Origin of the sequence: Thiomicrorhabdus sp. Kp2, from assembly GCF_000478585.1 — a bacterium.
Lineage (GTDB): Bacteria > Pseudomonadota > Gammaproteobacteria > Thiomicrospirales > Thiomicrospiraceae > Thiomicrorhabdus.
The window spans coordinates 1,954,456-1,977,194 of the sequence record NZ_ARWI01000001.1; the positions used below are offsets into that span (position 1 = coordinate 1,954,456).

Sequence of the window (22,739 nt, forward strand, 5' to 3'; positions counted from 1 at the left end):
TTCAACTTAACTTAAAGGACATCTATGTCGATTACGGCAGTGTACCCAGGTACTTTTGATCCGATTACCTCAGGGCATTTTGATTTGATTGAACGCGCAGCTCGATTTTATGATCGTTTAGTGATTGCCGTAGCGGATAATCGAAACAAACAATCACTTTTTACCTTGAGCGAGCGAGTGGCATTAGCTAAAGAAGTGACGGCAAACTTACCCAATGTAGAAGTGGTTGGTTTTAGTGGACTACTGGTTGATTTTGTTAAAGAGATTGATGGCAATGTTTTGCTACGTGGATTGCGAGCGGTTTCAGATTTTGAATATGAGTTTCAATTGGCGTCAATGAATCGAAAGCTTGCCCCAGAAGTCGAAACTATGTTTATGACACCAGCGGAACAATACGCCTTTATTTCGTCAAGTTTGGTGCGAGAAATTTCGGCATTAGGTGGTGATGTTTCAGAATTTGTACACCCTGTTGTTGGCAAGGCTCTAAAAGAGAAACAAGGTCTATAGTTCAAACTTACCAGGCCTGGTAAGTTTGAAAAGACAGTGTTTGGCTAGCGACGATTAATGGTTTCTAAAGTGTAAGGTATTTGAATTTGTGAACCATCTGCTTGATGAATCATTAATGTGATTTGCCATAACATCTTTTGGCTCGTACAAAACGCCAGCATGGATGTGCCTATGTATCGATTAGGGTCTGCAGGTGTGAGGGTTACGCGGTTGTACCCCATATACATATTAATGCCCGATATATCTAATTCTATGTTCTGAACATCCAAATTCTCTATGTCTACCTCAATGCCTAGCGGTCGCGCAATGGGGATTGGGTGGGGGCTGATTTTAAGGGTCACTTTAGCATCACCCATTTTTGCGGTACAGCTGTCCGCATGCAAATCACATGTTTTTGGTGTTGGCCATTGTGTGACATTCTTATCGTCTGATTTTGAACAACCTTGTGCAACCAACGTTATAAAAATAACAGAGAATATTAAGGCTATATTTTGAGGTTTAATCATCGTTTTTATCTGTGTTATTTGACAGTGAAGGCGTGTATTAATCTTTTCGTACCCACTTACCATCTTGGTTAATCATCTCATATTTTGCCCATTGAGCAAATTCGTTACGCGTTAAACAATCGCTACGTTTTTTTGCCTTACCAGCGATTTGTCTAAAAATAACAAAATCTTTATTAGGGTTTTCATCAGTGGATTCATCAATAATCTGGCGCATGCTCCACTCTTTACCTACTTGACCATTACTATAAACCTTACCTAGCTGAATGTCATAATCCGCGAGTTTATTTTTGGCCGCATTTAGGTTAATAAGCTCAAAAATGCGTCGCAACTCATTTTCATTTACATCCACAAAAGAGTCTATCTCTTTTAAAGCGGCCAAAAAATCTTGGTGTGAAATGCTCTCTTGATTTGCTGATTCTTTTTTAGATTTGCTGTCAGTATTTTGTAAAAAAGCGGGGTATCTACGCCAATCAAATAAAGCGTTAAAAATAATGGCGATGACTAAAATTCCAACAATGTTAATCAATACGGGAGTCAGTAAAAATTGATAGCCCATTTGGTGAATGGTTTCTCCACCCACCACGGCGGTTAATGCCGTTGCGCCACCTGGCGGGTGAATACAGTTTAAGTAGTACATTACGCCAATGGATAGCCCAACAGCACTGCTGGCGGCCAATAAAGGGTCGCTTATCAATAGCGCGCAGCTTACGCCAATAAACGCGGCTGACATATGGCCACCAAAAACTGGCCAAGGTTGTGAAAGCGGGCCGTTGGGTACCGCAAACAGCAAAACAGCCGAAGCCCCCATGGATGCGATAATGCCCCAACTAGCCTCAAGACCTAAAAAATATTGGCTAATAAGAATAATCACAAAAATAGCAAGAAAACCACCGATTGCAGAAATGATTTTTTCACTGTGGCTTACCGTGCCGTTGGTTTGGCCAATAAGCTGTGTAATGGAACGTAAATAGGCTTTCATAAATTTGCTTACGATTAAAATGATGGGGTCTATATTTACATCTATACTCTTTGCTGTAAATACCAGGCCTGGTAAATTCAATAAATATTAATACTCCTACCAAAACTGTTTGGATTAAAGAAGCTTAAATCAAGTTTTTAAAGGTCTATTAAAGGACCTATTAAAAGGCATACGTAATTGCGATTAATTTGGTTGACATCATCTTGTCTCCAGTTATAATTTGTCTCATTATGTATATAAGGTAATAGCGTTTTGAACAACTCACATCCAGAACAACTTGTGCAATCCTTTTTAATGGGCTCTAAACAATCTCGTTCAGGTCAAAGAAGGTTAGAGTTGTTAAATAAAATTGCGTTATTAGGCTCACTCTCATCTGCCGCTAAAGCGTGTGGTATGAGTTATAAAGGGGCTTGGCAAGCGATTGAAGCAATGAATCTGGCCGCTGAAAAACCTTTGGTGACTGCCCAAAAAGGCGGAACAGGCGGTGGCGGAATGGTGTTGACCCCAGCGGGAGAATCATTGTTAGCCGCTTATCAGTTATTTTCAGAACAGATGCAGCACTGGATGAGAGAGCTTGAGAATATCTCACCAGGTGTATTAAGTCAGTTAGAAATTATGCGGAAGGTCTCAATGAAAACCAGTGCAAGAAACCTGTTTCACGGTTCGGTGACTAAAATTACAACGGGTCCAGTAAATTGTGAAGTCATTTTAGCGATTGGCCATGATATGCAAGTGGTGGCGCATATTACCCCAGAAAGTTTAGAGCGATTGGGTTTAGAGGTTGGTGCAGATGCCTACGCCCTTATTAAAGCCAGCTGGGTGATTTTAACCGAAGATATAAACGGTGCTTTTAAAACCAGCGCCCGCAATCAGTTTTGTGGTGAAATTACCCACATAGAAAAGGGCGCCGTTAATAGTGACGTGACGCTCGATGTGGGCGGAGGTCAAAAGTTGTCTGCGGTCATTACCAACCAAAGTGTTGAAAACCTAGATTTAGTGGTCGGTGGACGTTGTTGCGCATTGATTAAATCAAGCCATGTGTTATTGGCGGTTGCTGACTAGAAATACATTTTACAAATAGAGCGACTTGAGGCTACTCAATCGCTCTTTTTTTAATAATCGATATGTATTAAACGTTATATGTATTAAAGTTTATTTAGATTGAATTAGTATGGAGAAAGAAATGAAAAAAATCGTATCAATAACAGGTTTGTTTGTTGGTTTAACCTTTAGTGCATTAAGTTATGCGCAAAATGCCACTGTGGCGGTAGCGGCCAACTTTACTAAAACCATTGAATCGGTGAATGAAGCGTTTGTGAAAAAGCACCCTGAGCACCATATTAAGTTCTCATTTGGACCAACGGGAAAACTGTTTGCCCAAATTAAAAATGGTGCCCCTTTTGATGCTTTTTTTGCGGCCGATGAAAAACGTGCTAAAAAAACCATTGAAGCAGGTCTGGGTGAAGCCGACAGCTATTTTGTGTATGCGCAAGGTAAAATCGCGCTTTATAGTGCCAAGTATCCAGTCGCTAAATCGCCTTTAGAGGTCTTAAAGCAAGCTCAGTTTAACCATTTGGCGATTGCCAATCCAAAAACGGCTCCTTACGGTGAGCGCGCTCAAGCTTATCTAATGAAGCAAGGGTTATACAATGGCGTGAAAGCCAAAATCGTCAACGGTGAAAGTATCGCCCATGCGTTCCAATATGTGGCAACGGGCAATGCCGAAATTGGTTTTGTGGCCATGTCACAAATTGTTGATCCACAAAGCCCCATTTATCAAAAAGGCCAGTATTGGGTTGTGCCACAAGCCGATTACCAGCCAATTAATCAAGGGGCAGTGGTAACGTTACGCGGTAAAGAGAATGCGGCCATTAAAGACTTTATGGCCTTTATGAAAACGCCTGAAGCGATTAAAATTATCGAATCTTATGGTTACGGTGTTAACTAGGGTTAAATCACCAGCTCATCAAGTAGGTTTCTGATTGACACACCCCTACACCGTATTGACAGTGTTTAAAGCAGGTATTGTTACCTGCTTTTGTTTTTTTGAATGAATGATTCTCAAGGAAGGTTTCCATGCTGGAAATTTTTGGTACTCAAATCAATTTAGACCCCATCTGGCTAACACTAGAAGTGGCGGCAATGACGACTGTTCTATTGTTGGTTTTAGGCACACCTTTAGCCTGGTGGATGGCACAAATGCAATCACGTAATAAAGTATTGCTTGAAGCCTTAGTGGCTCTACCTCTTGTGTTACCGCCAACGGTATTGGGCTTTTATATGCTGATTATCTTTAATCCAAACGGCATGGTCACTGATTTTTTAAGGGTGTTTGGTTTTGAAGGGCAGCTAACCTTTAGTAAAGCAGGCTTGGTGATTGGTTCGGTGTTTTACTCTTTGCCGTTTGCGGTACAACCGTTAATGCATGCCTTTGAGTCCATTCCATCGCGCTTGCTCGATGCCGCTGCCACTATGCGTGCCTCATTTTTAGATCGGTTTTTTACCATTGTCGTGCCGCTCTCGCAACGCGGGTTTTTAGTAGCTGCCACGTTGACTTTTGCCCATACGGTGGGCGAGTTTGGTGTGGTCTTAATGATGGGCGGTAATATCCCTGGGCAAACTCGAATGGTGTCGATTGATATCTTTGATCATGTTGAAAGCATGGAGTACGACCAAGCGCATATTTTGTCCGCCATGATGTTGATTTTTTCTTTATTGGTTCTGATGTTGGTCTATGGCGTGAATCGTCGTTTTGGGGTAAAGGTGGGATAAGTGAGTAGCAAACAGATGATAACAGGCAACTTACAGCTTGATCTTGGTGGTTTTGCCCTAGACAGTGGTGATTTTTCAATACCATTACAAGGCGTTACCGTTTTATTTGGCCGTTCGGGCAGTGGTAAAAGCACCTTGTTGCGTGCCATTGCAGGCTTAGATAAACGCACCTGTGGCAAGTTAACTGTGGATGACCAGGCCTGGCAAAATGGCCATAAAGCCTTGCCCGCACAAAACCGCAATATTGGTTTTGTGTTTCAAGATGCCGCGCTGTTTCCGCATTTGACCGTTAGGCAAAATTTAGAATACGGCATTAAACGTCTGCCTAAAACGACCAGGCCTGGTGATTTTAATGATATTGTTGAGCGCATTGGCATTGCAGAACTGTTAGATCGTGAGGTCACATATCTATCGGGGGGCGAACGTCAGCGTGTGGCAATTGCCCGTGCTCTGTTAATGCGTCCAAAGTTGCTCTGTATGGACGAGCCATTATCCGCATTAGATTGGCGAGCCAAAGCCGAACTGTTAACCCTTATTGAAGAGGTTATAGAACAATATCAATTGCCCGTGCTTTATATTACCCACGCTCCCGCAGAAGTCGAGCGTTTGGCAGATAGAGTGGTGTTTATGAAAGATGGGCAGATTGAACGAATGGAAACTCTACAACAGTCCTTATCTCGTCCAGATTCTCCGTTGTTTGATGAACAAGGTGCGGTTTCAGTCTTACTGGGTGAACCACAGCAGGTTGAGGATGGCCTACAGCAGATTAGAATTAATAAAACTTTAGACCAAAATCCAGGGCAATCGTTATGGGTTAGTCAGCATCTCTTGGTGCAAAAAACACAAGTAAGAGTGCGAATTTTAGCCAGAGATGTCAGTATCGGTTTATCTGATCCGCAAAATCTAAGCATAATCAACCATTTAAAAGTTGAGGTGGGAGAAATTATTCCACAGAGCGAACATCGAGTTTTAGTGCGATTATTGTTAGCTGATGGTCAGCACCTGTTTGCAGAAATTACTCAAAACTCCGCTAATCGTTTGCAACTATTACCAGGCCTGGTTGTTTTTGCTTTAATTAAAACCGTGGCCATGACGGAGTGATAAACGGTTGCAAAAGCGAGTTAGTTTTTGTGTTTTTCAAAGTAGATTCTAAAACGTTTTTCTATATCAATGACAATGTAAATGGTTAATCCTGCAAGTAAAACAGCGCTCCATTGTAGAAGTGATAGGGGGGCGCTACCAAATAGATTGTTCATGGTGGTTGAGTGGGTAAAAAATATCTGAATCATCACCATACTGAGAACGCCAGCCAATAGCCAGGGATTGGAGAAAAAGCCGATTTTAAACATCGAGTAACGTAAAGAACGGCAATTGAAGAGGTAGAAGATTTCACCAAAAACAAACATGTTTACCGCTAAGGTACGTGCCGTTTCCACACTATGATTCATGTTAATTGCCCAGTTAAATAACCCATAAGCGCCAGCCAACATAAGGGTGCTTACCGTTAAGATACGAATGGCAAGTTCTGTATTAATAATCGGAGAATTAGGTTTGCGTGGTTTGCGAGCCATTAGGCCAGGTTCTTTATTTTCAAATGCCAACATCAAACCCAGTAATAGGGCGGTGGTCATATTTATCCATAAAATCTGAACGGGGGTGATGGGTAACGTCAGTCCAAAAATAATGGCAGTTAAAATGACTAACCCTTCCCCTGCATTGGTGGGCAATGTCCAGGTGATGAACTTGACTAAGTTATCAAACACCGAACGACCTTCTTCTACAGCCGCTTCAATGGTGGCAAAATTATCATTGGTCAAAATCATATCGGCGGCTTCTTTAGCCACTTCTGTTCCGCCCAGCCCCATGGCAATACCAATATCGGCCTGTTTTAAGGCGGGAGCATCATTCACGCCATCACCTGTCATGGCAACTACATGCCCTTTAGATTGCAATGCTTCTACTAAACGTAATTTTTGCTCTGGTGTGACTCTGGCAAAGACCGCTGACTTTTCAGCGACTTCAACCAACTCTGTATCACTAAGTTGAGCAAGTGAATGGCCACTGTAAGCATATTGTTCATCTAGTCCATGATCGTTGCCTTTTAAACCAATTTGTTTGGCGATGGCAGCGGCTGTAGCAACATGATCACCTGTGATCATTTTGACTTGAATACCAGCACTTTGACACGCTTTAACCGCAGAGATCGCCTCCTGACGAGGCGGATCCATCATCGCCTGAAGACCCAAAAAGGTTAAACCTGAATTGAGCATTTCATGCGTGACATTTTGTGTGTCAGCAGAAACCAGTTTTTTAGCAAAAGCGAGTACTCTCAAACCCTTTGAAGCCATTAAATCAATTTCTTGATGTATTTGCGTGATATCGAGCGAAGTGAGTTGATTGTCATTGTTTAAAGCAGAATCACTGCGTTTAAGAATGCTTTCAACGGAACCTTTAATGTAGATAACGGATTGTCCAGCCTCATTGTCTATGGCAAGTTTGTGTAATGTGGCCATGTATTGATGTTGAGATTCAAAAGGGAGCGTGTCTACTCTTGGGTAGGTTTGTTCAAGATCCGCTATATTAAACTGGGCTTTGAACGCTGACGAGATTAAGGCCGCCTCGGTAGGGTCTCCGTCAATTGCCCAACGTTGCTCTTTTTCAATGAGCCTTGAATCATTACATAATAACCCCGCTTTAAGAGTTTCTGAAAGGGCCGTGATTTGGTTTTGTGTAGTATGAAATTGTGCTGGCTCAATACTCTTTCCATTGCTGGATATTTCGCCTTGAGGATTGTACCCCGTGCCCGTTACCTCATAGTGGGTTTGGCCTGCAAAGATTTGCTGTACCGTCATTTGGTTTTGGGTCAGGGTTCCCGTTTTGTCAGAGCAGATGACCGTTGTACTTCCTAAGGTTTCAACCGCAGGCATTTTACGAATAATGGCATGACGACTGGCCATTTTATTCACCCCAATGGCCAGCATAATAGACATGGCCGCTGGTAATCCTTCTGGAATTGCGCCTACGGCTAAAGCAACGGCTGCCATAAACGTCTCAAGCATGGGTTGACCATGCAACCAGCCAATAACAAAGGTCATGCCTGCGAGCAATAAAATAACTTTAAGTAGAAGTTCACTAAATTTAGAAACGGATTTTGTTAATGGCGTGGCTAAAACGGTCGCATTGGCAATCAAGGTATTGATTTGTCCAATTTCAGTATGATCTCCAGTCTCTACTACAACACCAGTAGCGGTTCCATAAGTGACGAGAGTGGATGAGTAAGTCATGTTATGGCGTTCTGATAAGGGTGTTTCAAATGCCAGTGGTTGCAGATTTTTTTGAGAAGGAACCGACTCACCTGTTAAGGCAGATTCATCGACTTGAAGCTCTCGACAGCGTATTAAGCGTAGGTCAGCGGGCACTTTATCGCCCGATTGAAGTAGAACAATGTCTCCCAACACCAATTCATGAGACGGGATGGTTATCTTTGTACCCGCACGCAGTACGGTGGCAAACCCTTCCATGCTGCGAGAAAGTGCTTCAATCGCCTTTAACGCCTTAGATTCTTGAATAAAGCCCACGATGGCATTAACTAAGATAACCCCAAAAATGACGCCACTATCAACCCACTCTTGCAATACAAAAGTGACAATGGCGGCGGCTAAAAGAATATAAACAAGAGGTTGGTTAAACTGGAGCAAGAATAGAACAATAGGGTTCTTTCCCTTTTGAGGAGTGAGGCGGTTTGGGCCATAGAATAATTGGCGCTCTTTTACCGTTAAAACGTCAAGACCAGAGTGGCTATTGGTTTCTAATAGCTTATCTATGTCCTCTAAGGCGTGGTGGTGCCAATGTTTTTCTCTTAAATTATCCATGTCATTGCTACTCAAAATAGTGTAAACGCAAAAGGTATAATTGAGTTTATCACAACAAATTTACGATAAAAATGACAATAATAGTTAAGTCAATAAAACGCTTAAATATTCAATTTTGAATGTTGTTTTAAGAGGGCAGTACTTTTTGGTTTATAAAAGAGATGTGTCTAAGGTGGTTTATTCAAAAACAAAAAAGCCAGCTAGCGAAAGCTAGTTGGCTAAAAAGACAGTGTTAATTTTTATGGTTATTTTGCTATTAAGGTTTCTTCAATATTGTAGAACGTGGTTGTGCCACTGACCTCATTACCAACAATTAACAGGGGTTTTCCACTCGGGCTGTGTTCTGCCGAAACAAATTTAAAGCCTTCTGGGCCGTAGTCACCGTTGGCATCAAAGTCTGGGTTGGTTGGGTCTGGTTGTTTTGTCATATCACGGTTGCTGACGTATTCAACAAAGCTAGGTTTGGTTGGGTTTGAAACATCATAAACCATAATTCCACCCATTCTCTCTAGCCCGATAAAGGCATAAGTTTTACCGTTTACTACACCAACTGTTAAGGCTTCGGGTTCTGGGCCTTTATTGTCAGAGCGATCGTCGCCAGTATTTTCAGCGTTATCGTTGTTAAATCCATCTGCATATTTTTCAGCCGTGATGGTTTCAAAATCCTCTCCTGAATCAAAGACTTGTTCGCCCGTTTCGGCATCATAAATAGAGAAAGAACGACCTCCGTATGCATAAAGCTCATTAAAGAATGTGGCATTGCCATTCTTAGCAACGGTTGTATGGTAAGAAAATTTTAAACGGCGTAGTTCATCATCTTCACCAAAGCCGCCATTGGTTGCTAAACCAGAGTTAAGAGTGACATTAAAGGTATCGTAATAATCTTTAGCGCTAAAAGCATCAATACAGTTATCTGAACTATCAAAGTAATAGCCTGCTGCTTCACAGCTCGCTTGATCTGTTACGTTGTCTAACCAGTCTTGACGGTCATCCCCTTCGTTGGCGGTTAACAGGTAGGTTTTGCCATTGTATTGCATACTGGCAATGGTATCGGGCATATACATACCCATTACTGGCCAGTTTTTGATGTTAACACCATCTTTTTGGCTTGCGTCTAAAGCATTACCAGCAATAGAGTGGTCTTTAAAGCCTAAACCAATAATTTTATCAATGGTTTTGGTCGCTAAATCAACCACCGCAATGGCATTATTTTCTTGAAGTGAAACATAGGCTTTAGCGTTATCAGAACTAACGGTAATATATTCAGGTTCAAAGCTTTCAGCAATGGTTGCTTTATTATCTCCGTTCGTTGCACTGTAGCCATCTATAACCATTTTATCTAATGGAAGGTCTCCGTTTCTACCACCACCAACATTAAAATCAGTAAAACCGATTTCAGTCAGTATCGTATTTAGCGTTGTGCCATCCCAGGTAATATCAATGACTGAAATTTCACCTTCAGGGTCTACGCTATAGTCCGAGCTTGGCTCACCTTCAAGAGCTACAACAAGTTGAGAGCCATTGGGTGTAAAAGTCAGCATGTCGGGTAAAGCGCCTACTTGAATAGCGGTGAGATAAGACAAATCTGAAATTTTATAAAAGACAACCCAGCCATCATCAGTTTTAGTGCCCGCTTCAACGGCCACAGCCATTAAACCGTTGATTACATCAACGCTGTTGGCTGCACCTACCAAACCTACATTGGCAACAACGGTCGCTGTCACTAGGTCTGTTGCAATGTCAATGGATTGGGTTAGTGTTGGATTGCTGATGTCGGAACTATTTAAAATATCAATTTGGCCTGAGTTCGCATTGACCACAAAAGTTTGTTCGGTAGTCGCATCAAAAGCGACAATCTCGGCGGCACTTTGATCAAAAACACCAGATTCATAACGAGCTTGTTCACTCAAAGTGATGGTTTTTGTGTCGTTATTGGTCGTTTCTTCTTCGCAAGCAACAAGTGATAGTGTTAGCAGGGCAGCAACAATAGGTTTTAAACGCATAGTAATGACTCTCTAGTTTTAGGTTGATAGTAAAACTACTAGAATAGATATTTACACGTATTAATTTGGTTACACTTTATTGATAGGTTTTTTACAGTTTTACTATTTAAGCCTAATTAAGAAAAGTTATTTTTTTTGGCATTTTGGGCAAAAATAGCTCGCTCTTTGGTTGAGGATGATGCGTTCAATGGGTGTGCTGCAAACAGGGCAGGGTTTGCCAGCCTGGTCATAGACATTAAGTTTTTGAACAAAGTAGCCAGGTTTGCCATCGGGTGACATAAAATCTTTTAAGGTGGTTCCACCTTGTTTAATGGCCGCTTCTAAGACTTTTTTGATATTAGTAACGAGCACATCACACTGTTTTTTAGAAAGTTTACAGGCCTGGGTCTCTGGGTGGATGTTACTCATAAAAAGCGATTCATTGGCGTAGATGTTGCCTGCCCCTACTGCGACCGAGCTATTCATCACTAGGCTTTTTATAGCCACTTTACGATTGCGCGTTTTTTCATAAAAGTAGTTGCCATTAAATGCATCCGTTAACGGCTCAGGAGCGAGTTTTGCGAGCAGTTTGTGTTCTTCAATTGAGCCATTTGTGGCAGGGTGCCACAATACTGAACCAAAACGGCGTGGGTCATTTAAGCGCACTAAATACCCATTTTCTAGAACGATATCAATATGGTCATGTTTTAGCGGTGGAGTGTTTTCGGGTAGCACTCTTAAATTGCCAGACATCCCCAAATGAATCATTAATGTGCCAAGTTCAGTTTTAAGTAACAGGTATTTGCCACGTCGGTTAATCGCTTGAATGACCAGGCCTGGTAGTTTATCGGTAAGCGTTAAATCAACAGGCCAGCGTAATTTTGCATTACGAATGATAAATTGTTTAATGATTTGTTGGTTGGCTTTTGGGGTGATGCCCTTGCGGGTGGTTTCTACTTCGGGTAATTCAGGCATGGTTTTTTCTAGTTATGATTGCATTGGCTACATTGTAAACAAAGCGAGCAAAAAACGTCAGAAATCCGTCAAATTGCAAGTTGCTCTTTAGGCATAGAATTTGTTAGGTTTCAAGAAACTCAATAAGTTATTGGTTTATTGGCCGATAACTAAAGTAAGCGATACTGTAAGGAGGTATCATGACAAATTCAAATTATTTAGTCGAGTTTAATGGCAGCGACTATGTTGTACTATTTGGGGTGCGTGTTGTAGCCGCCTTTGCTAATAGTGAAGAGGCATTTGATGCTAAACGCTCTTTTGAAGACAGGCCTGTTTTAAGTGATTATGATAAAACACCACCTGCCATGCGAGCCGCAAAAGCCAATTATTATCGACAAGAAGTGCACTAACGTTTAGAACAAAACCACTCTTTTTTATAATTCTGTTTTGAATTTAAGAAAATGTTTTATACTGCCTAAATGAATTTAAATAAATCTCTAACCTTAGCTCTGTCTCAGTCCGTTAAAGGGGGCGTGGGGTTATTTATATTTTTTTCTTTACTGTTGATTTTTACGACTTCGGTTCTAGCAAATACTTCTCAAATAGCCACAAATACGACTCTCCAAAATGACTCTTTAACACCTATTTCGGTGCAAATAAACTGGAATCATCAATTTCAGTTTGCGGGTTTTTATGCTGCGCAAATGCAAGGGTATTATGAAAAAGAAGGGTTAGAGGTGAGTGTTAAGTCGTGGAAATCAGGTCTCTCCACGGTTGAAGAAGTACTCGCAGGGCGCGCCGATTTTGCTACGGGTTATAGCTCAATTATTAGTGATTATGCAAAAGGGGCGCCATTAAAACTGGTGATGGCATCGTTCCAGTTTTCCCCAATGGTATTACTAGCTCATCAGCCAGTGGATGAATTATCTGAATTTTCAGGCAAATCTGTTATGCATTTTGGAAATCAACAGATTCACTCTTTATTGAATAAAGCTTCCGTTGTTGTTGATCAACCAATCAAAATTATTCCATCATCAGGAAATCTACAAGACTTTATAGATAAAAAGGTGGATTTTTACGCCGCTTATAACACTAACGAACCCTATCGCCTTGATCAGCAAGGTGTCACTTACTATCGTTTAGACCCCAAAACCTATGGAATACAGTCTTATGGAGACCTTATTTTTACCAGTAAAGAGTTTGCCAATCGTTTTCCTGAAAAAGTAGCCTCTTTTAGGGCGGCTACCATTAAGGGGTGGAAGTATGCTTTGAAGCACCCACAGGAGGTTGTTGATTATTTAATGAAGCGCTACCCCGTGGTAAAAGATCGTGATGCCCTGTTAGCCGAAGCCGCTGCGACAACAAGATATGTTAAGTCTGGTAGTAACAGCATAGGCCAGATTGATGCTTTGAAATTGTTAGCGAGTGCGGCAGATGCAAAAGAGAATGGTCTAATTACTCAAACTGAACTCGACAATATTAATATCCAAAACTTTTTGTTTAAGCAGGCATCCACGCTCTATACCGCAGAGGAGTTGAATTATCTTGATACACACCCCGTAATTAATATTGGTAATGATAGAAATTGGGAGCCTTTTGAATATGTTAATGAACATGGTGAATACAGTGGTATGGCTGCCGATTATTTTGGCTTGATATCCAAACGTTTAGGAGTGGAGTTTAAGCCTTTTAAAGACAAAACCTGGGCGGAGGTGATGGATAAAGTGACTAAGGGTGAAGTTGAGATTTTATCCTGTGCCGTTGCTTCGGAAGAGCGAAAACAGTGGTTAAAATTTACCGATTCTTATTTGTCATTTCCAATGGTTTTGGTTGCGTCTAAAAAGTTAAGTTATATTGAAAATTACAATGTTTTAAATGGGCAAAATGTGGCCGTTGTTGAAGGCTACTGGTCTGAAGAACTACTGAAAAGAGACTACCCAAAAATCAACCCTTTTCTTGTGCAGAGTATTGAAGAGGGGTTGAAGGCCGTTATTGATGGTAAGGCACAAGCTTATATGGGGAACTTAGCATCTATTAATTTCACCATTAAACGTTTTGGTTTAGATGGTTTACATGTAATTGGCAGTAATATAGAGCGCTTTGACTTGTCTATAGGGGTTTCTAAAGAGAATCCAGTTCTTTTTAGTATTTTAGATAAAGCATTAAAAAGTATCACACCAGCAGAGCGTAATGAGATCTACAATCGCTGGATTCAACTTGAAATGGTGCAAAAAACAGATAATTCCACTTTGATTAAAGTGGTGCTTTTTGCTCTATTGTTGGGGGCAGTTTTACTGTTTATTGTCTTTATTATTCAGCGTCAAAAACAGAAACAAAAACTTTATATTGACCAAATTAACGACCTATCCTTAGCAACCTACACGAATTTAAGAGATTTAAAGTTAAAGTGGGTGAGTGACCGTTTTGCGGCCATGATTGGTTATTCAAGAGAAGAGTTATTAAATAAACCTCATACTTTTTTAAAGCATCCAGACCTATCTGATGAGGTCGTTGAGAAGCTCCACAAACTTGTTCAATCGGGAAAATCTTGGCAGGGCGAATTAAGGGGGCTGACCAAAAATGGAGAGGAGTATTTTGTTGATGTGACGATTACGCCAGATTTTACAGGCGATGAAGTGGTTGGGGCTTGGACGACTCGTGTTGATATCAGTGATAAAAAACGTCTACAAAGACTCGCTATTAATGATTTGTTAACAGGTGTATACAATCGTAACCACTTTAATGAGGTGATTGAGGTTGAGTTGAGCCGTGCAAGCCGTAATGGCGGTTCATTTTCGATTGCCTTGCTCGATATTGACTTTTTTAAAGGTATCAATGACAGCTACGGACACCAGCAAGGTGATGCCGTTTTAAAGCAAGTCGCAGACGTGATTAAAAACCATTTTAACCGTTTAAATGATTTTGTATTCAGAGTGGGTGGCGAAGAGTTTGTTATTTTATGTGACAACTCAAAGGCTGAGGATTTTGAAATGCACTTAGATGAATTGCGTTTGGCAATAGAAGCGTTGAACCTACCCAGCCCAACCTCTCCAAAGGGTGTGTTGACCGTGTCTATTGGTGCTTTATTTTGCGAATCGGTTCCTGAAAGCTGTCGTGCCAATGATATTTATGGTGCAGTGGATAAAGGTCTATACCAGGCGAAACAGAGTGGCCGAAATGCTTTGGTATTTGAAGTAGTCAAAAAAACGGACTGCCTTAAGCATATAAAAAAGAGTAGCAGTTTACTCTAGCTTTATCTGAACTAACTGGTTTATCTTGCCGTGCTTTTAAATATTGAATTAAAATTTAGGCATAAAAAAACCCAGTCTTTTGAACTGGGTTGGTCTCAAATCTATCTGGGTAAGACTTATTTGATTTTTGCTTCTTTGAACAAGACGTGTTTACGAACTACTGGATCGTATTTCTTGATCTCGAATTTGCCAGCCATGTTCTTTTTATTTTTATCCGTAGTATAAAAATAAGCAGACTCAGTAGACTGTAATTTGATTTTATCGCGCATGGTTAGTCTCCTTAGACCTTCTCACCACGTGAACGCATATCTGCGATCACAGCGTCAATTCCGTTTTTGTCGATGATACGCATACCAGCAGCGGTAACACGTAACTTAACAAAACGACTTTCAGCTTCAGACCAAAAACGATGCGTGTGCAAGTTTGGTAAGAAACGACGACGAGTTTTACGGTGAGAGTGAGAAACATTGTTACCTACGACAGGACGTTTTCCTGTAACTTGGCATACTTTAGACATTTCACAATCCTTCTAAAAACAGTTTGAACCCCTAAACGGGACCCAAATAAATAAAAATATTCGAATATTTCTATATTTAAAACGCTATGTGGGTAACGTTAAAAATAAGAAGCGGAATTATCCATAAAACCAGAGCTAATTGCAAGTTTAATTACATAGAATTAGGTCTTAATGTACAAAAAGCAGATTAGAGTTAAGCTAAAAATCAATGAAAAGGTTGAAAAAGAAGTGAATAGGCTGTCATTAAAGGTTAATAAAGCAACTCTAGATAATTTTAGATAATCAACGGCTGATATTATTGATTACCTAGCTGGGAGTGTTAAGAAAGTGTCTCATTTTAATAAAAAGAGTGTTAAAGCCTTGTCAGAACTATCGTGTGACGAATTTGATGAAGTGCAACGACCTGCTCCTGATAGAGTTGATTTTGAAGATGTATTAGATTCAGCGATGAGTCGTAGAGATTTTTTTAAAGGTAGTGCTCTTTTATTTGGTAGTGGTTTATTTGTTCAATCTTCGTTAGCCCAAGCACTGTCTAAAGTAACGCCTGATAAGTTTGATATTTTTTCTTTAGAAAATGTTATAGCAAATACCGAGGACAATATTAGCCTTCCTAAAGGTTTCAACTGGCAGCCCCTCGTTAGTTGGGGAGACCCGCTTTGGTCAAAAGGTGAGGCGTTTAACCCTCAAGAATTAGTCTCTTCATCATCTCAAGCCTTGGCTTTTGGCGATAACAATGATGGCATGAAGCACTTTAGTTTTCAGGGTAGAGAGTTATTGGCAATTAATAATGAGTATATTAACTTTAGCTCTTTTTATAGTAATCGCGCCTCTGGACTGCCTGAGAGTGAAGAAGATGCTTTGAAGGCTAAATTGGCCGTTGGTGTCTCTATTGTAGAGGTTAAACAAAATCAAAATGGCTGGCAAGTCGTTAAAGATTCAAAGTTTAATCGCCGTATTCATGCGTTTACCCCAATGCAAATTACCGGGCCTGCAAGTGGGCATAAACTTATGCAAACCAAGACTGACCCTAAGGGGGTTGAATCATTAGGGACTTTAAATAACTGTGGCAGTGGCGTAACTCCTTGGGGGACTTATTTAACCTGCGAAGAAAACTTTAATGGATTTTTTCAAAGTTCTGATTCTGAATGGATTCTTAGTTCGGAACTTAAACGTTATGGTATCTCTCATCAGGACAGAGGGTATGCTTGGGGGCAATATGATGAACGCTTTGATTTAGCGGTTACCCCAAATGAACCAAACCGTTTTGGTTATGTCGTTGAGATAGACCCTGGGAATCCAAATAGTCAACCTAAAAAAAGAACCGCCTTAGGTCGTTTTAAACATGAAAATGCAGAGCTTGTTATTGCCAAAACAGGGCAAGTGGTTATTTATTTAGGGGATGATGAGCGCGGTGAATTTTTGTATCGTTATATATCAACCAATAGTTATCATGCGGATGCGGATGCGGATATTGATGATTTGATGGATAACGGTACATTATATGTTGCTAAGTTTAATGACGATGGTTCAGGAGGGTGGTTGGCTTTAACCCCACAAGCAACTAGAATGAGTCAGGCTGAAATCTGTATTCATACTCGTCAAGCTGCCTCTAAGGTGAAGGCAACGACAATGGATAGACCAGAGTGGGTGGCTGTTAACCCCAATAAGGCTGAAGTTTTTTGTGCCTTGACCAACAATAAAAATCGTGGCCTAAAGCCTAATAAAGGAGGCGATGCCCAACCAGTAGCTGGGGTAAATCCTCGTGAAAAAAATCAATATGGTCAAGTGGTTCGTTGGATTCCAACAGAAGATAATCATGCAGCAGATACTTTTAATTGGAATCTATTTGTTTTAGCGGGTAATCCAGCTGTACATAAAAAAGGGTTTTTAGCAGGGTCAAAAAATGTGACTAGTGGCAATATGTTTAATGCACCAGATGGTCTGCATTTTGATAGCCAAGGTAAGCTTTGGATTCAAACCGACGGTAAATATTCTGATAACGAGGATTTTGCTGGTATGGGCAACAATCAGATGTTGCTAGCTAATCCTGAAACGGGTGAAATAAAGCGTTTTATGGTGGGGCCTAAAGAGTGTGAGGTAACAGGGTTTGCTTATAGCGAAGATAAAAAAACCATCTTTGTGGGTATTCAACATCCTGGTGAAAAAGGTAATTCACATTTTCCATATGGTGATGTCGCACGCTCAACGGTGATTGCAATTTGGCATCAAGATGGTCATCAAATCGCTTAAATTTTTAGGGTAAGTGTATTTTGTGATTGATTATTTAGTTTTGTAAAAAAAACGACCACGAAGACACGGAGGCACGAAGATTAAAAAAAGAGTAAAAATGATGAGATAAACAGAGTCCATACATTTTAATTAATGCGTCATAAACACTTTAGTTATAAAACTTCAGAACAAATAACCCGTTACACTTAGGTTCATTATTTGTTCAAATAAAACAAGTGTTAGCTTTTAAAACTCTTCGTGTCTTTGTGGTTAAATCTTTTGTTTTATCAACCATAAAATACGCTTACCTCATTTTTAAACCGTGGAAAATCCATCATAATTTTCGGTTGTTCAGTTTATGCCATAGCTTTTTGATTTAGGGTGTGAATTCAATTTATGGCATTTGATTATGCTGTGCCATTGAATGCCAACGACCTTTATCACCAATAATAATATGATCTAAAGTTCTGACTTCAATCAGTTCTAGTGCTTGGCTTAATGTTTTTGTAAGTTGAATATCGGCTTGACTGGGGCTTGGATCGCCTGAAGGGTGGTTGTGAGAAAGAATGACCGCTGCAGCATTAGCGTTTAAGGCGGCTTTAACCACTTCTCTGGCGTGAACCTCAGCTTGATTAAGTGTGCCTTCAAAGAGTATTTGCAGTTCAATCAGTTGGTGCTGCTGGTCTAAAAGTAGTATGGCAAAGCGCTCTCGGTTTTGATGGGCGAGTTCGTGAGCAAGGAATTGTGCCACCAGTTCTGGGCTGGTAAAGGCATTGCCTTTTTCTAGGCTAGATTGAAAGTGCCTGCGTGACATCTCTAATACCGCTTTAAGCTGAACATATTTGGCTTGGCCTAAGCCTTTGGCTTTGCAAAATTCGGTTTCATTCGCATTGAGTAAATTATGTAAATTGCCAAATTCATTGAGTAAATCTTGCGCTAAATCGACCGCACTTTTACCTTTTACGCCCACCCGCAAAAATATCGCCAGGAGTTCAGCGTCGCTTAAATGGTGTTCACCAAATTTAATCAGTTTTTCACGGGGGCGGTCGTTTTCATGCCAGTCGCTTATCGCCATGGTTTTCTATCTCTTTATCGATGTTTTTGATAATATCGAGTGTTAAATTTACCAGGCCTGGTAAACTTGATTTTTATATTACGTATAAGGACGCAATTTAGCAATGTTTAAAATAGAGATGAAAGTTCGTGATTACGAGTGCGATATTCAAAAAGTGGTGAATAATTCTGTTTATCAGAATTATTTAGAGCACAGTCGTCATGAATTTTTGCTAGAAAACAGCGTAGATTTTGTGCATTTAGCACAAGCAGGCATTCATTTGGTTGTAGTGCGTGCGGAGCTGGATTACAAGCAGTCTCTCAAACCAGGAGATGCGTTTTATATTACTGTTGAACTTGAGAAAGTCTCTCGAGTTAAATACGCTTTTGTACAAAAAATATACCGCAGTGTTGATGATACCTTAATGCTACAAGCCAGAACTTTAGGGGTAGCGTTAAATGAAAGGGGTCGTCCAACGGCATTTGAGCCGTTAGATAATATTTCAAACCAGAATTAATTTTGTTGCCATGCAAACTTAGAGCGAGTGAGTCATGGCATTTTTTACCAGGCCTGGTAAGTTTCTTTATTCACTTTAGTTTGCAGGTTTTTCGCTACGAGTAAACCGTACTTCTAATGGCTCAGAAGTGTCTAAATGAACATCTCTTTGTGGGAACGCCACCACGATGCCTGCCTGATTCAGTTTGTCATTAATGGCATTACGAAGTTGAGATTTTATGCCAAGTAAGTTCTCTAAATCTTCAGTAAAGGCTCTCAATGAGAGCTGTAAAGCATTATCGCCAAAGTTTTCAAATATAACGCTCGGCTCAGGCTCTTTTAATACCTCGATATGCTCGTCAGCCGCTTCACTCATTAATTTCATGGCAAGCTTAACATCACTCCCGTAAGCGACACCAACATCGATTTTAATGCGATTGATTGGATCAGAGAGTGACCAGTTAATGAGCTGCCCTGTAATAATCTGTTTATTAGGGATAACCAGTTCTTGTCTGTCCCAGTTAACAATGGTGGTAGCACGGATGCGGATTTTTGAGACTTTGCCCGTTACGCCATCCACCGTCACAATATCGCCCACTCGTAGAGGCTGTTCAAACAGCAGAATAATCCCGCTTACAAAGTTGGCCACAATCTCTTGTAGACCAAACCCTAAACCAACCGAAAGAGCGGCAACCAGCCACTGAATATTTGACCACTCAATTCCCAGCGCTCTAAATATAAGAATAAAGCCAATAATGGCAATAATATACTGCGTTAATGAGCTGGTCGCATATCTTGCCGCATTGCTGATGGGGAGGTATTTGAGCAGGGTATATTCTAAAATTCCAGGCAAATTTTTGGCCAGTAGCAACGTCACAATACCTAATAACAGACCTTGTGATAAATCGCCCAGAGTCAGTGGTACTTGCTGCACAACGCCATCAATAACTTGTGATTTGGTTAGCGGTAGGGTGCTGTCATTAATGAGGTTTAAAGCCAATAATAGGTCTCCCCATAATAGCCATAAACCAACAGCAAGTGCTAAAAAGAACCCTAAATTAATCGTTTGTCTTACTTGGTTGTTGAGTTTGTCGTAGTCCAGCTCTTCAACTTCTATTGTCGGTAGCTCTGAACTCTCTTTGGGTGCGTTTTCATCTGTTGTTTTTGCCGCCATAAATGCCTGTTGTTGTTTTACCTTTTCGGCAAAGTGCAGTTTTCTTTCAGATAAATAGATATTGCGTAGTAATAACTCTCTCAATATATAGGTAATTAAAATGAGTCCAATGCTCCAGTTTATGCGTTCAGCAATGAGTAAGGATGAGTAGTAATAGCCTGAAATCGTACTCCAAATTAAAAAGGCAGGAATCAGCAGTAAAACAGGGAACCAAATAAAGTGTAGCTGCATCCAATTATGTTTTTTGAGCTGGTTGTTGGCGGTACGGATGATACTACTAGAAGGCCCCCAAAGCCTTAATAGAACAATAATCAATAAAACCATGAGTGTAATGAAACCAATTCGACCAATCAATTGTCGATCAGAAGGCCCTGTAGAGTCGGTGTTTAAACCAATCACCATAATGAGCAAAACGGCGATAGGTAGCGCCCATTTCAGCTCTTTGTAGATTGACTTAAACGTGGTTATTTGCCAGCGAAAATGTTTTTCTGCTAGGCCATTATTACGACAAATTTGTTGTAAACCTCCTAATATAAACAGCAATATTCCTGCATTGATTAGGCTGTTTGAAAGTCTTTGGGTATATTCTGATGGGTTACTAAGGTCATTGAATAAACTGGCCAAACCAATGAATATTAACGGAATGGTGACAGAGAGTGCAAAAGTAAACCCAACGGCTTTTAACGTATAAATAAATGAGTCGGTACGAATGGAGGTGATATGTGTCGCACTTTCTTTTAAACCTCGTTTAAAACGTGAGCGCATGAAAATTAAGGCAATAATGAGCATTAGCCACACGAATATTGCGGTCGTTTGCTTGGCATAACTCTCTTTAATATCCGCCAGAAGTGCATTTAAGTTTTCAGGCGCAAAAAACCACTTTAAGCTGTGAGTTAAAGCCTCTAAAGAGAGTAACGAATTGACTTGAACATTAGGCAGCCATAAAAGGTTGTTATGTAAAAATTGCGAATACTCATTTATCAATTGGTTACGTTTATTGTAGAGCGAGTTTAGTTCTGAAAGTTTGCTGACAAAATCAGGATAAAAGGTTTGTAGCTCATTTGCCGACTCAATGTACTTGGCTTGAATTTGGATTAATTGAGATTCAATGTTGTTACGTTCAACGGGGTCGGTAATCTTAATTTTATTTAAGGTCTGATTTAACAGGTCGCTAGGGGTTTGTAAGTTTGCGGTACGTAGTTTTTCACTGAGCAGCATTTGAGCTAAGACAGTATGGTTGAGTTGGTCTTTGATTTTAAGTGTCTTGGATTCTTTAATGCGGTAAGTCGCTAAGGTTTCAACACGTTTATGTAAAACTTGAGCAACAATATCTCTAGACCCTTCCAAGGCCATAATCTGTTTATCTCGGCTAAAATCCGCTTCAATGGCATTGTTGGTTGTGGTGATGTAGTTAATCTGTTGTTGAATCTCTTGTTCTTGTTTAACCAGGGCAGCTTTTTCTTGCTGTACCTCAATGATTTTATTTTGAATAGCGTATAACGGGCTTGAAGGGTCAGATTGAGCTTGTACAGTCTGCTCAAGTTCTGTTTGTGCTTGTTCTGTTTTTTGTGTCTGTAAAACGTCCTGTAAATGGTCAACTGTTTTTAACTGAAGGCTTTTGTTTTTCTGCCAATAATCTCGTTCCACCTGGGCATTTTTAGTCAAACTTCTTAGATTATCTAATTGAAAATTTAACAGTTTAAGATTGTTTTCGAGTAGCTGTTTTCGTGCTTTAAAGGTCAATTGTGAGACTTGTTCAGTTAAATCGTTTTGTCTTGCATTGAGTGAATTTGTCACACTTTCATTCAGTTTAGATAAGGATTGTTCCAACTCAAGCTTTTGTTGTGAACCACCAACAGAAAGAACCTGAAATTGATTAAGCGTGTTGTCCCACTTTAAATAATTACTATTGGCTAAATCCAACTCTTTTTGTGCATGGGTCAATATGCTGTATAAGTCTTCATTTGAAACGGAAGATTTTGTTAAATTTTGTGTGATCTCTCTCTCTGTTTCGAGTTCTTTTAGTGCGATATTGCGTTCTAACTCATGTTTTTGAGCCACTAAAACGTCATGTTGTTGGTTTTTTAGCACCTCAAGTGATTTTGAGTTTGATAAAACCCAAGATTTTGCTTGCTCTAGTTGGAGTGATAAATCACTTTTTTCAGATTCGGTTAGCGCATCAGACTGACTCACCGCTTGGTTAAGCGTTTTTATAGAGTCAACGGAGATTGAAGAAGTTGCTACTGTTTGGCTAATGGCTGGAGAGGTTTCCGCTAAAGAGGCTTGGCTCACTGCTAATAAACTGAATATCCAGATAAAAATAATAGCGAATCGCATTAGAACCTCTTCTCTCATAAATTAGTGTGTGACACATTATCTGTAATATTACACCGATAGTTGAACGCAATTCATAGTTATATTTTATTTTTATGGATTCTTCTAAAACA

Annotated in this window: 18 protein-coding genes; 9 read left to right on the plus strand and 9 right to left on the minus strand. The window is 40.3% G+C overall.

Annotated features, from left to right (window positions below; genetic code table 11):
- The first annotated feature begins 24 nt into the window (after positions 1-24).
- Positions 25-507 (plus strand): pantetheine-phosphate adenylyltransferase, encoded by a 483-nt coding sequence (coaD, locus tag A379_RS08855; protein ID WP_040727564.1) that lies wholly within the window; start codon positions 25-27, stop codon positions 505-507.
- A gap of 44 nt (positions 508-551) precedes the next feature.
- Here coaD and A379_RS08860 read toward each other — a convergent pair whose 3' ends face one another.
- Together A379_RS08860 and A379_RS08865 are read right to left on the minus strand one after the other, a co-directional pair.
- Positions 552-1,013: a hypothetical protein gene (locus A379_RS08860; protein ID WP_040728963.1), complete on the minus strand. Its 462-nt coding sequence runs from the start codon at positions 1,011-1,013 to the stop codon at positions 552-554.
- Between the two features lie 37 nt (positions 1,014-1,050).
- On the minus strand, positions 1,051-1,992 hold the full coding sequence (locus A379_RS08865; RefSeq protein WP_040727566.1) for an HPP family protein: 942 nt from the start codon (positions 1,990-1,992) through the stop codon (positions 1,051-1,053).
- Positions 1,993-2,244: 252 nt separating this feature from the next.
- On the opposite strand from A379_RS08865, the gene A379_RS08870 reads away from it, so the two are divergent.
- From A379_RS08870 to modC, 4 genes are all read left to right on the plus strand, one after another.
- Positions 2,245-3,054 carry a TOBE domain-containing protein gene (locus A379_RS08870; protein ID WP_040727568.1) on the plus strand — a complete coding sequence of 270 codons (810 nt, stop codon included), beginning with the start codon at positions 2,245-2,247 and terminating at the stop codon, positions 3,052-3,054.
- Between the two features lie 121 nt (positions 3,055-3,175).
- The gene (gene modA, locus A379_RS08875) at positions 3,176-3,940 is read left to right on the plus strand and encodes a molybdate ABC transporter substrate-binding protein (RefSeq protein ID WP_040727569.1); all 765 of its coding nucleotides are present in this window, start codon (positions 3,176-3,178) and stop codon (positions 3,938-3,940) included.
- 128 nt (positions 3,941-4,068) lie between these two features.
- On the plus strand, positions 4,069-4,764 hold the full coding sequence (gene modB, locus A379_RS08880) for a molybdate ABC transporter permease subunit (protein WP_040727570.1): 696 nt from the start codon (positions 4,069-4,071) through the stop codon (positions 4,762-4,764).
- Positions 4,765-5,865, plus strand: coding sequence for a molybdenum ABC transporter ATP-binding protein (modC, locus tag A379_RS08885; RefSeq protein WP_232744832.1), 1,101 nt, complete (start codon positions 4,765-4,767; stop codon positions 5,863-5,865).
- A gap of 20 nt (positions 5,866-5,885) precedes the next feature.
- Here the strand turns inward: modC and A379_RS13170 are convergent, their stop codons facing one another.
- The 3 genes from A379_RS13170 to mutM all read right to left on the minus strand — a co-directional run bounded on the left by A379_RS13170 (position 5,886) and on the right by mutM (position 11,593).
- Complete coding sequence (locus A379_RS13170) at positions 5,886-8,636, minus strand: cation-transporting P-type ATPase (protein WP_040727571.1); 2,751 nt, start codon at positions 8,634-8,636, stop codon at positions 5,886-5,888.
- 245 nt (positions 8,637-8,881) lie between these two features.
- Positions 8,882-10,639: a choice-of-anchor I family protein gene (locus A379_RS08895; RefSeq protein WP_040727572.1), complete on the minus strand. Its 1,758-nt coding sequence runs from the start codon at positions 10,637-10,639 to the stop codon at positions 8,882-8,884.
- Between the two features lie 126 nt (positions 10,640-10,765).
- Complete coding sequence (mutM, locus tag A379_RS08900) at positions 10,766-11,593, minus strand: bifunctional DNA-formamidopyrimidine glycosylase/DNA-(apurinic or apyrimidinic site) lyase (protein ID WP_040727575.1); 828 nt, start codon at positions 11,591-11,593, stop codon at positions 10,766-10,768.
- A gap of 179 nt (positions 11,594-11,772) precedes the next feature.
- On the opposite strand from mutM, the gene A379_RS08905 reads away from it, so the two are divergent.
- Positions 11,773-11,982, plus strand: coding sequence for a hypothetical protein (locus A379_RS08905; protein WP_040727576.1), 210 nt, complete (start codon positions 11,773-11,775; stop codon positions 11,980-11,982).
- 69 nt (positions 11,983-12,051) lie between these two features.
- Entirely contained in the window at positions 12,052-14,823 is a 2,772-nt protein-coding gene (locus tag A379_RS08910) for a diguanylate cyclase (protein ID WP_051145124.1), read from the plus strand.
- A 116-nt stretch (positions 14,824-14,939) separates the two neighbouring features.
- Here A379_RS08910 and rpmG read toward each other — a convergent pair whose 3' ends face one another.
- Positions 14,940-15,092, minus strand: a complete 153-nt coding sequence (rpmG, locus tag A379_RS08915) for a 50S ribosomal protein L33 (RefSeq protein WP_028485767.1) — start codon at positions 15,090-15,092, stop codon at positions 14,940-14,942.
- 11 nt (positions 15,093-15,103) lie between these two features.
- Positions 15,104-15,340 (minus strand): 50S ribosomal protein L28, encoded by a 237-nt coding sequence (rpmB, locus tag A379_RS08920; RefSeq protein WP_029408318.1) that lies wholly within the window; start codon positions 15,338-15,340, stop codon positions 15,104-15,106.
- A 327-nt stretch (positions 15,341-15,667) separates the two neighbouring features.
- Between rpmB and A379_RS08925 the strand changes: the two genes are divergently transcribed.
- Entirely contained in the window at positions 15,668-17,590 is a 1,923-nt protein-coding gene (locus A379_RS08925) for a PhoX family phosphatase (protein ID WP_232744833.1), read from the plus strand.
- A gap of 373 nt (positions 17,591-17,963) precedes the next feature.
- Here A379_RS08925 and radC read toward each other — a convergent pair whose 3' ends face one another.
- Positions 17,964-18,644 (minus strand): DNA repair protein RadC, encoded by a 681-nt coding sequence (radC, locus tag A379_RS08930; protein WP_040727596.1) that lies wholly within the window; start codon positions 18,642-18,644, stop codon positions 17,964-17,966.
- Positions 18,645-18,747: 103 nt separating this feature from the next.
- On the opposite strand from radC, the gene A379_RS08935 reads away from it, so the two are divergent.
- A complete protein-coding gene (locus A379_RS08935) occupies positions 18,748-19,140 on the plus strand; it encodes a thioesterase family protein (protein WP_040727597.1) in 393 nt (130 codons plus the stop codon).
- A 75-nt stretch (positions 19,141-19,215) separates the two neighbouring features.
- Here the strand turns inward: A379_RS08935 and A379_RS08940 are convergent, their stop codons facing one another.
- Entirely contained in the window at positions 19,216-22,629 is a 3,414-nt protein-coding gene (locus tag A379_RS08940) for a mechanosensitive ion channel domain-containing protein (RefSeq protein ID WP_040727599.1), read from the minus strand.
- Between the last annotated feature and the right edge of the window lie 110 nt (positions 22,630-22,739).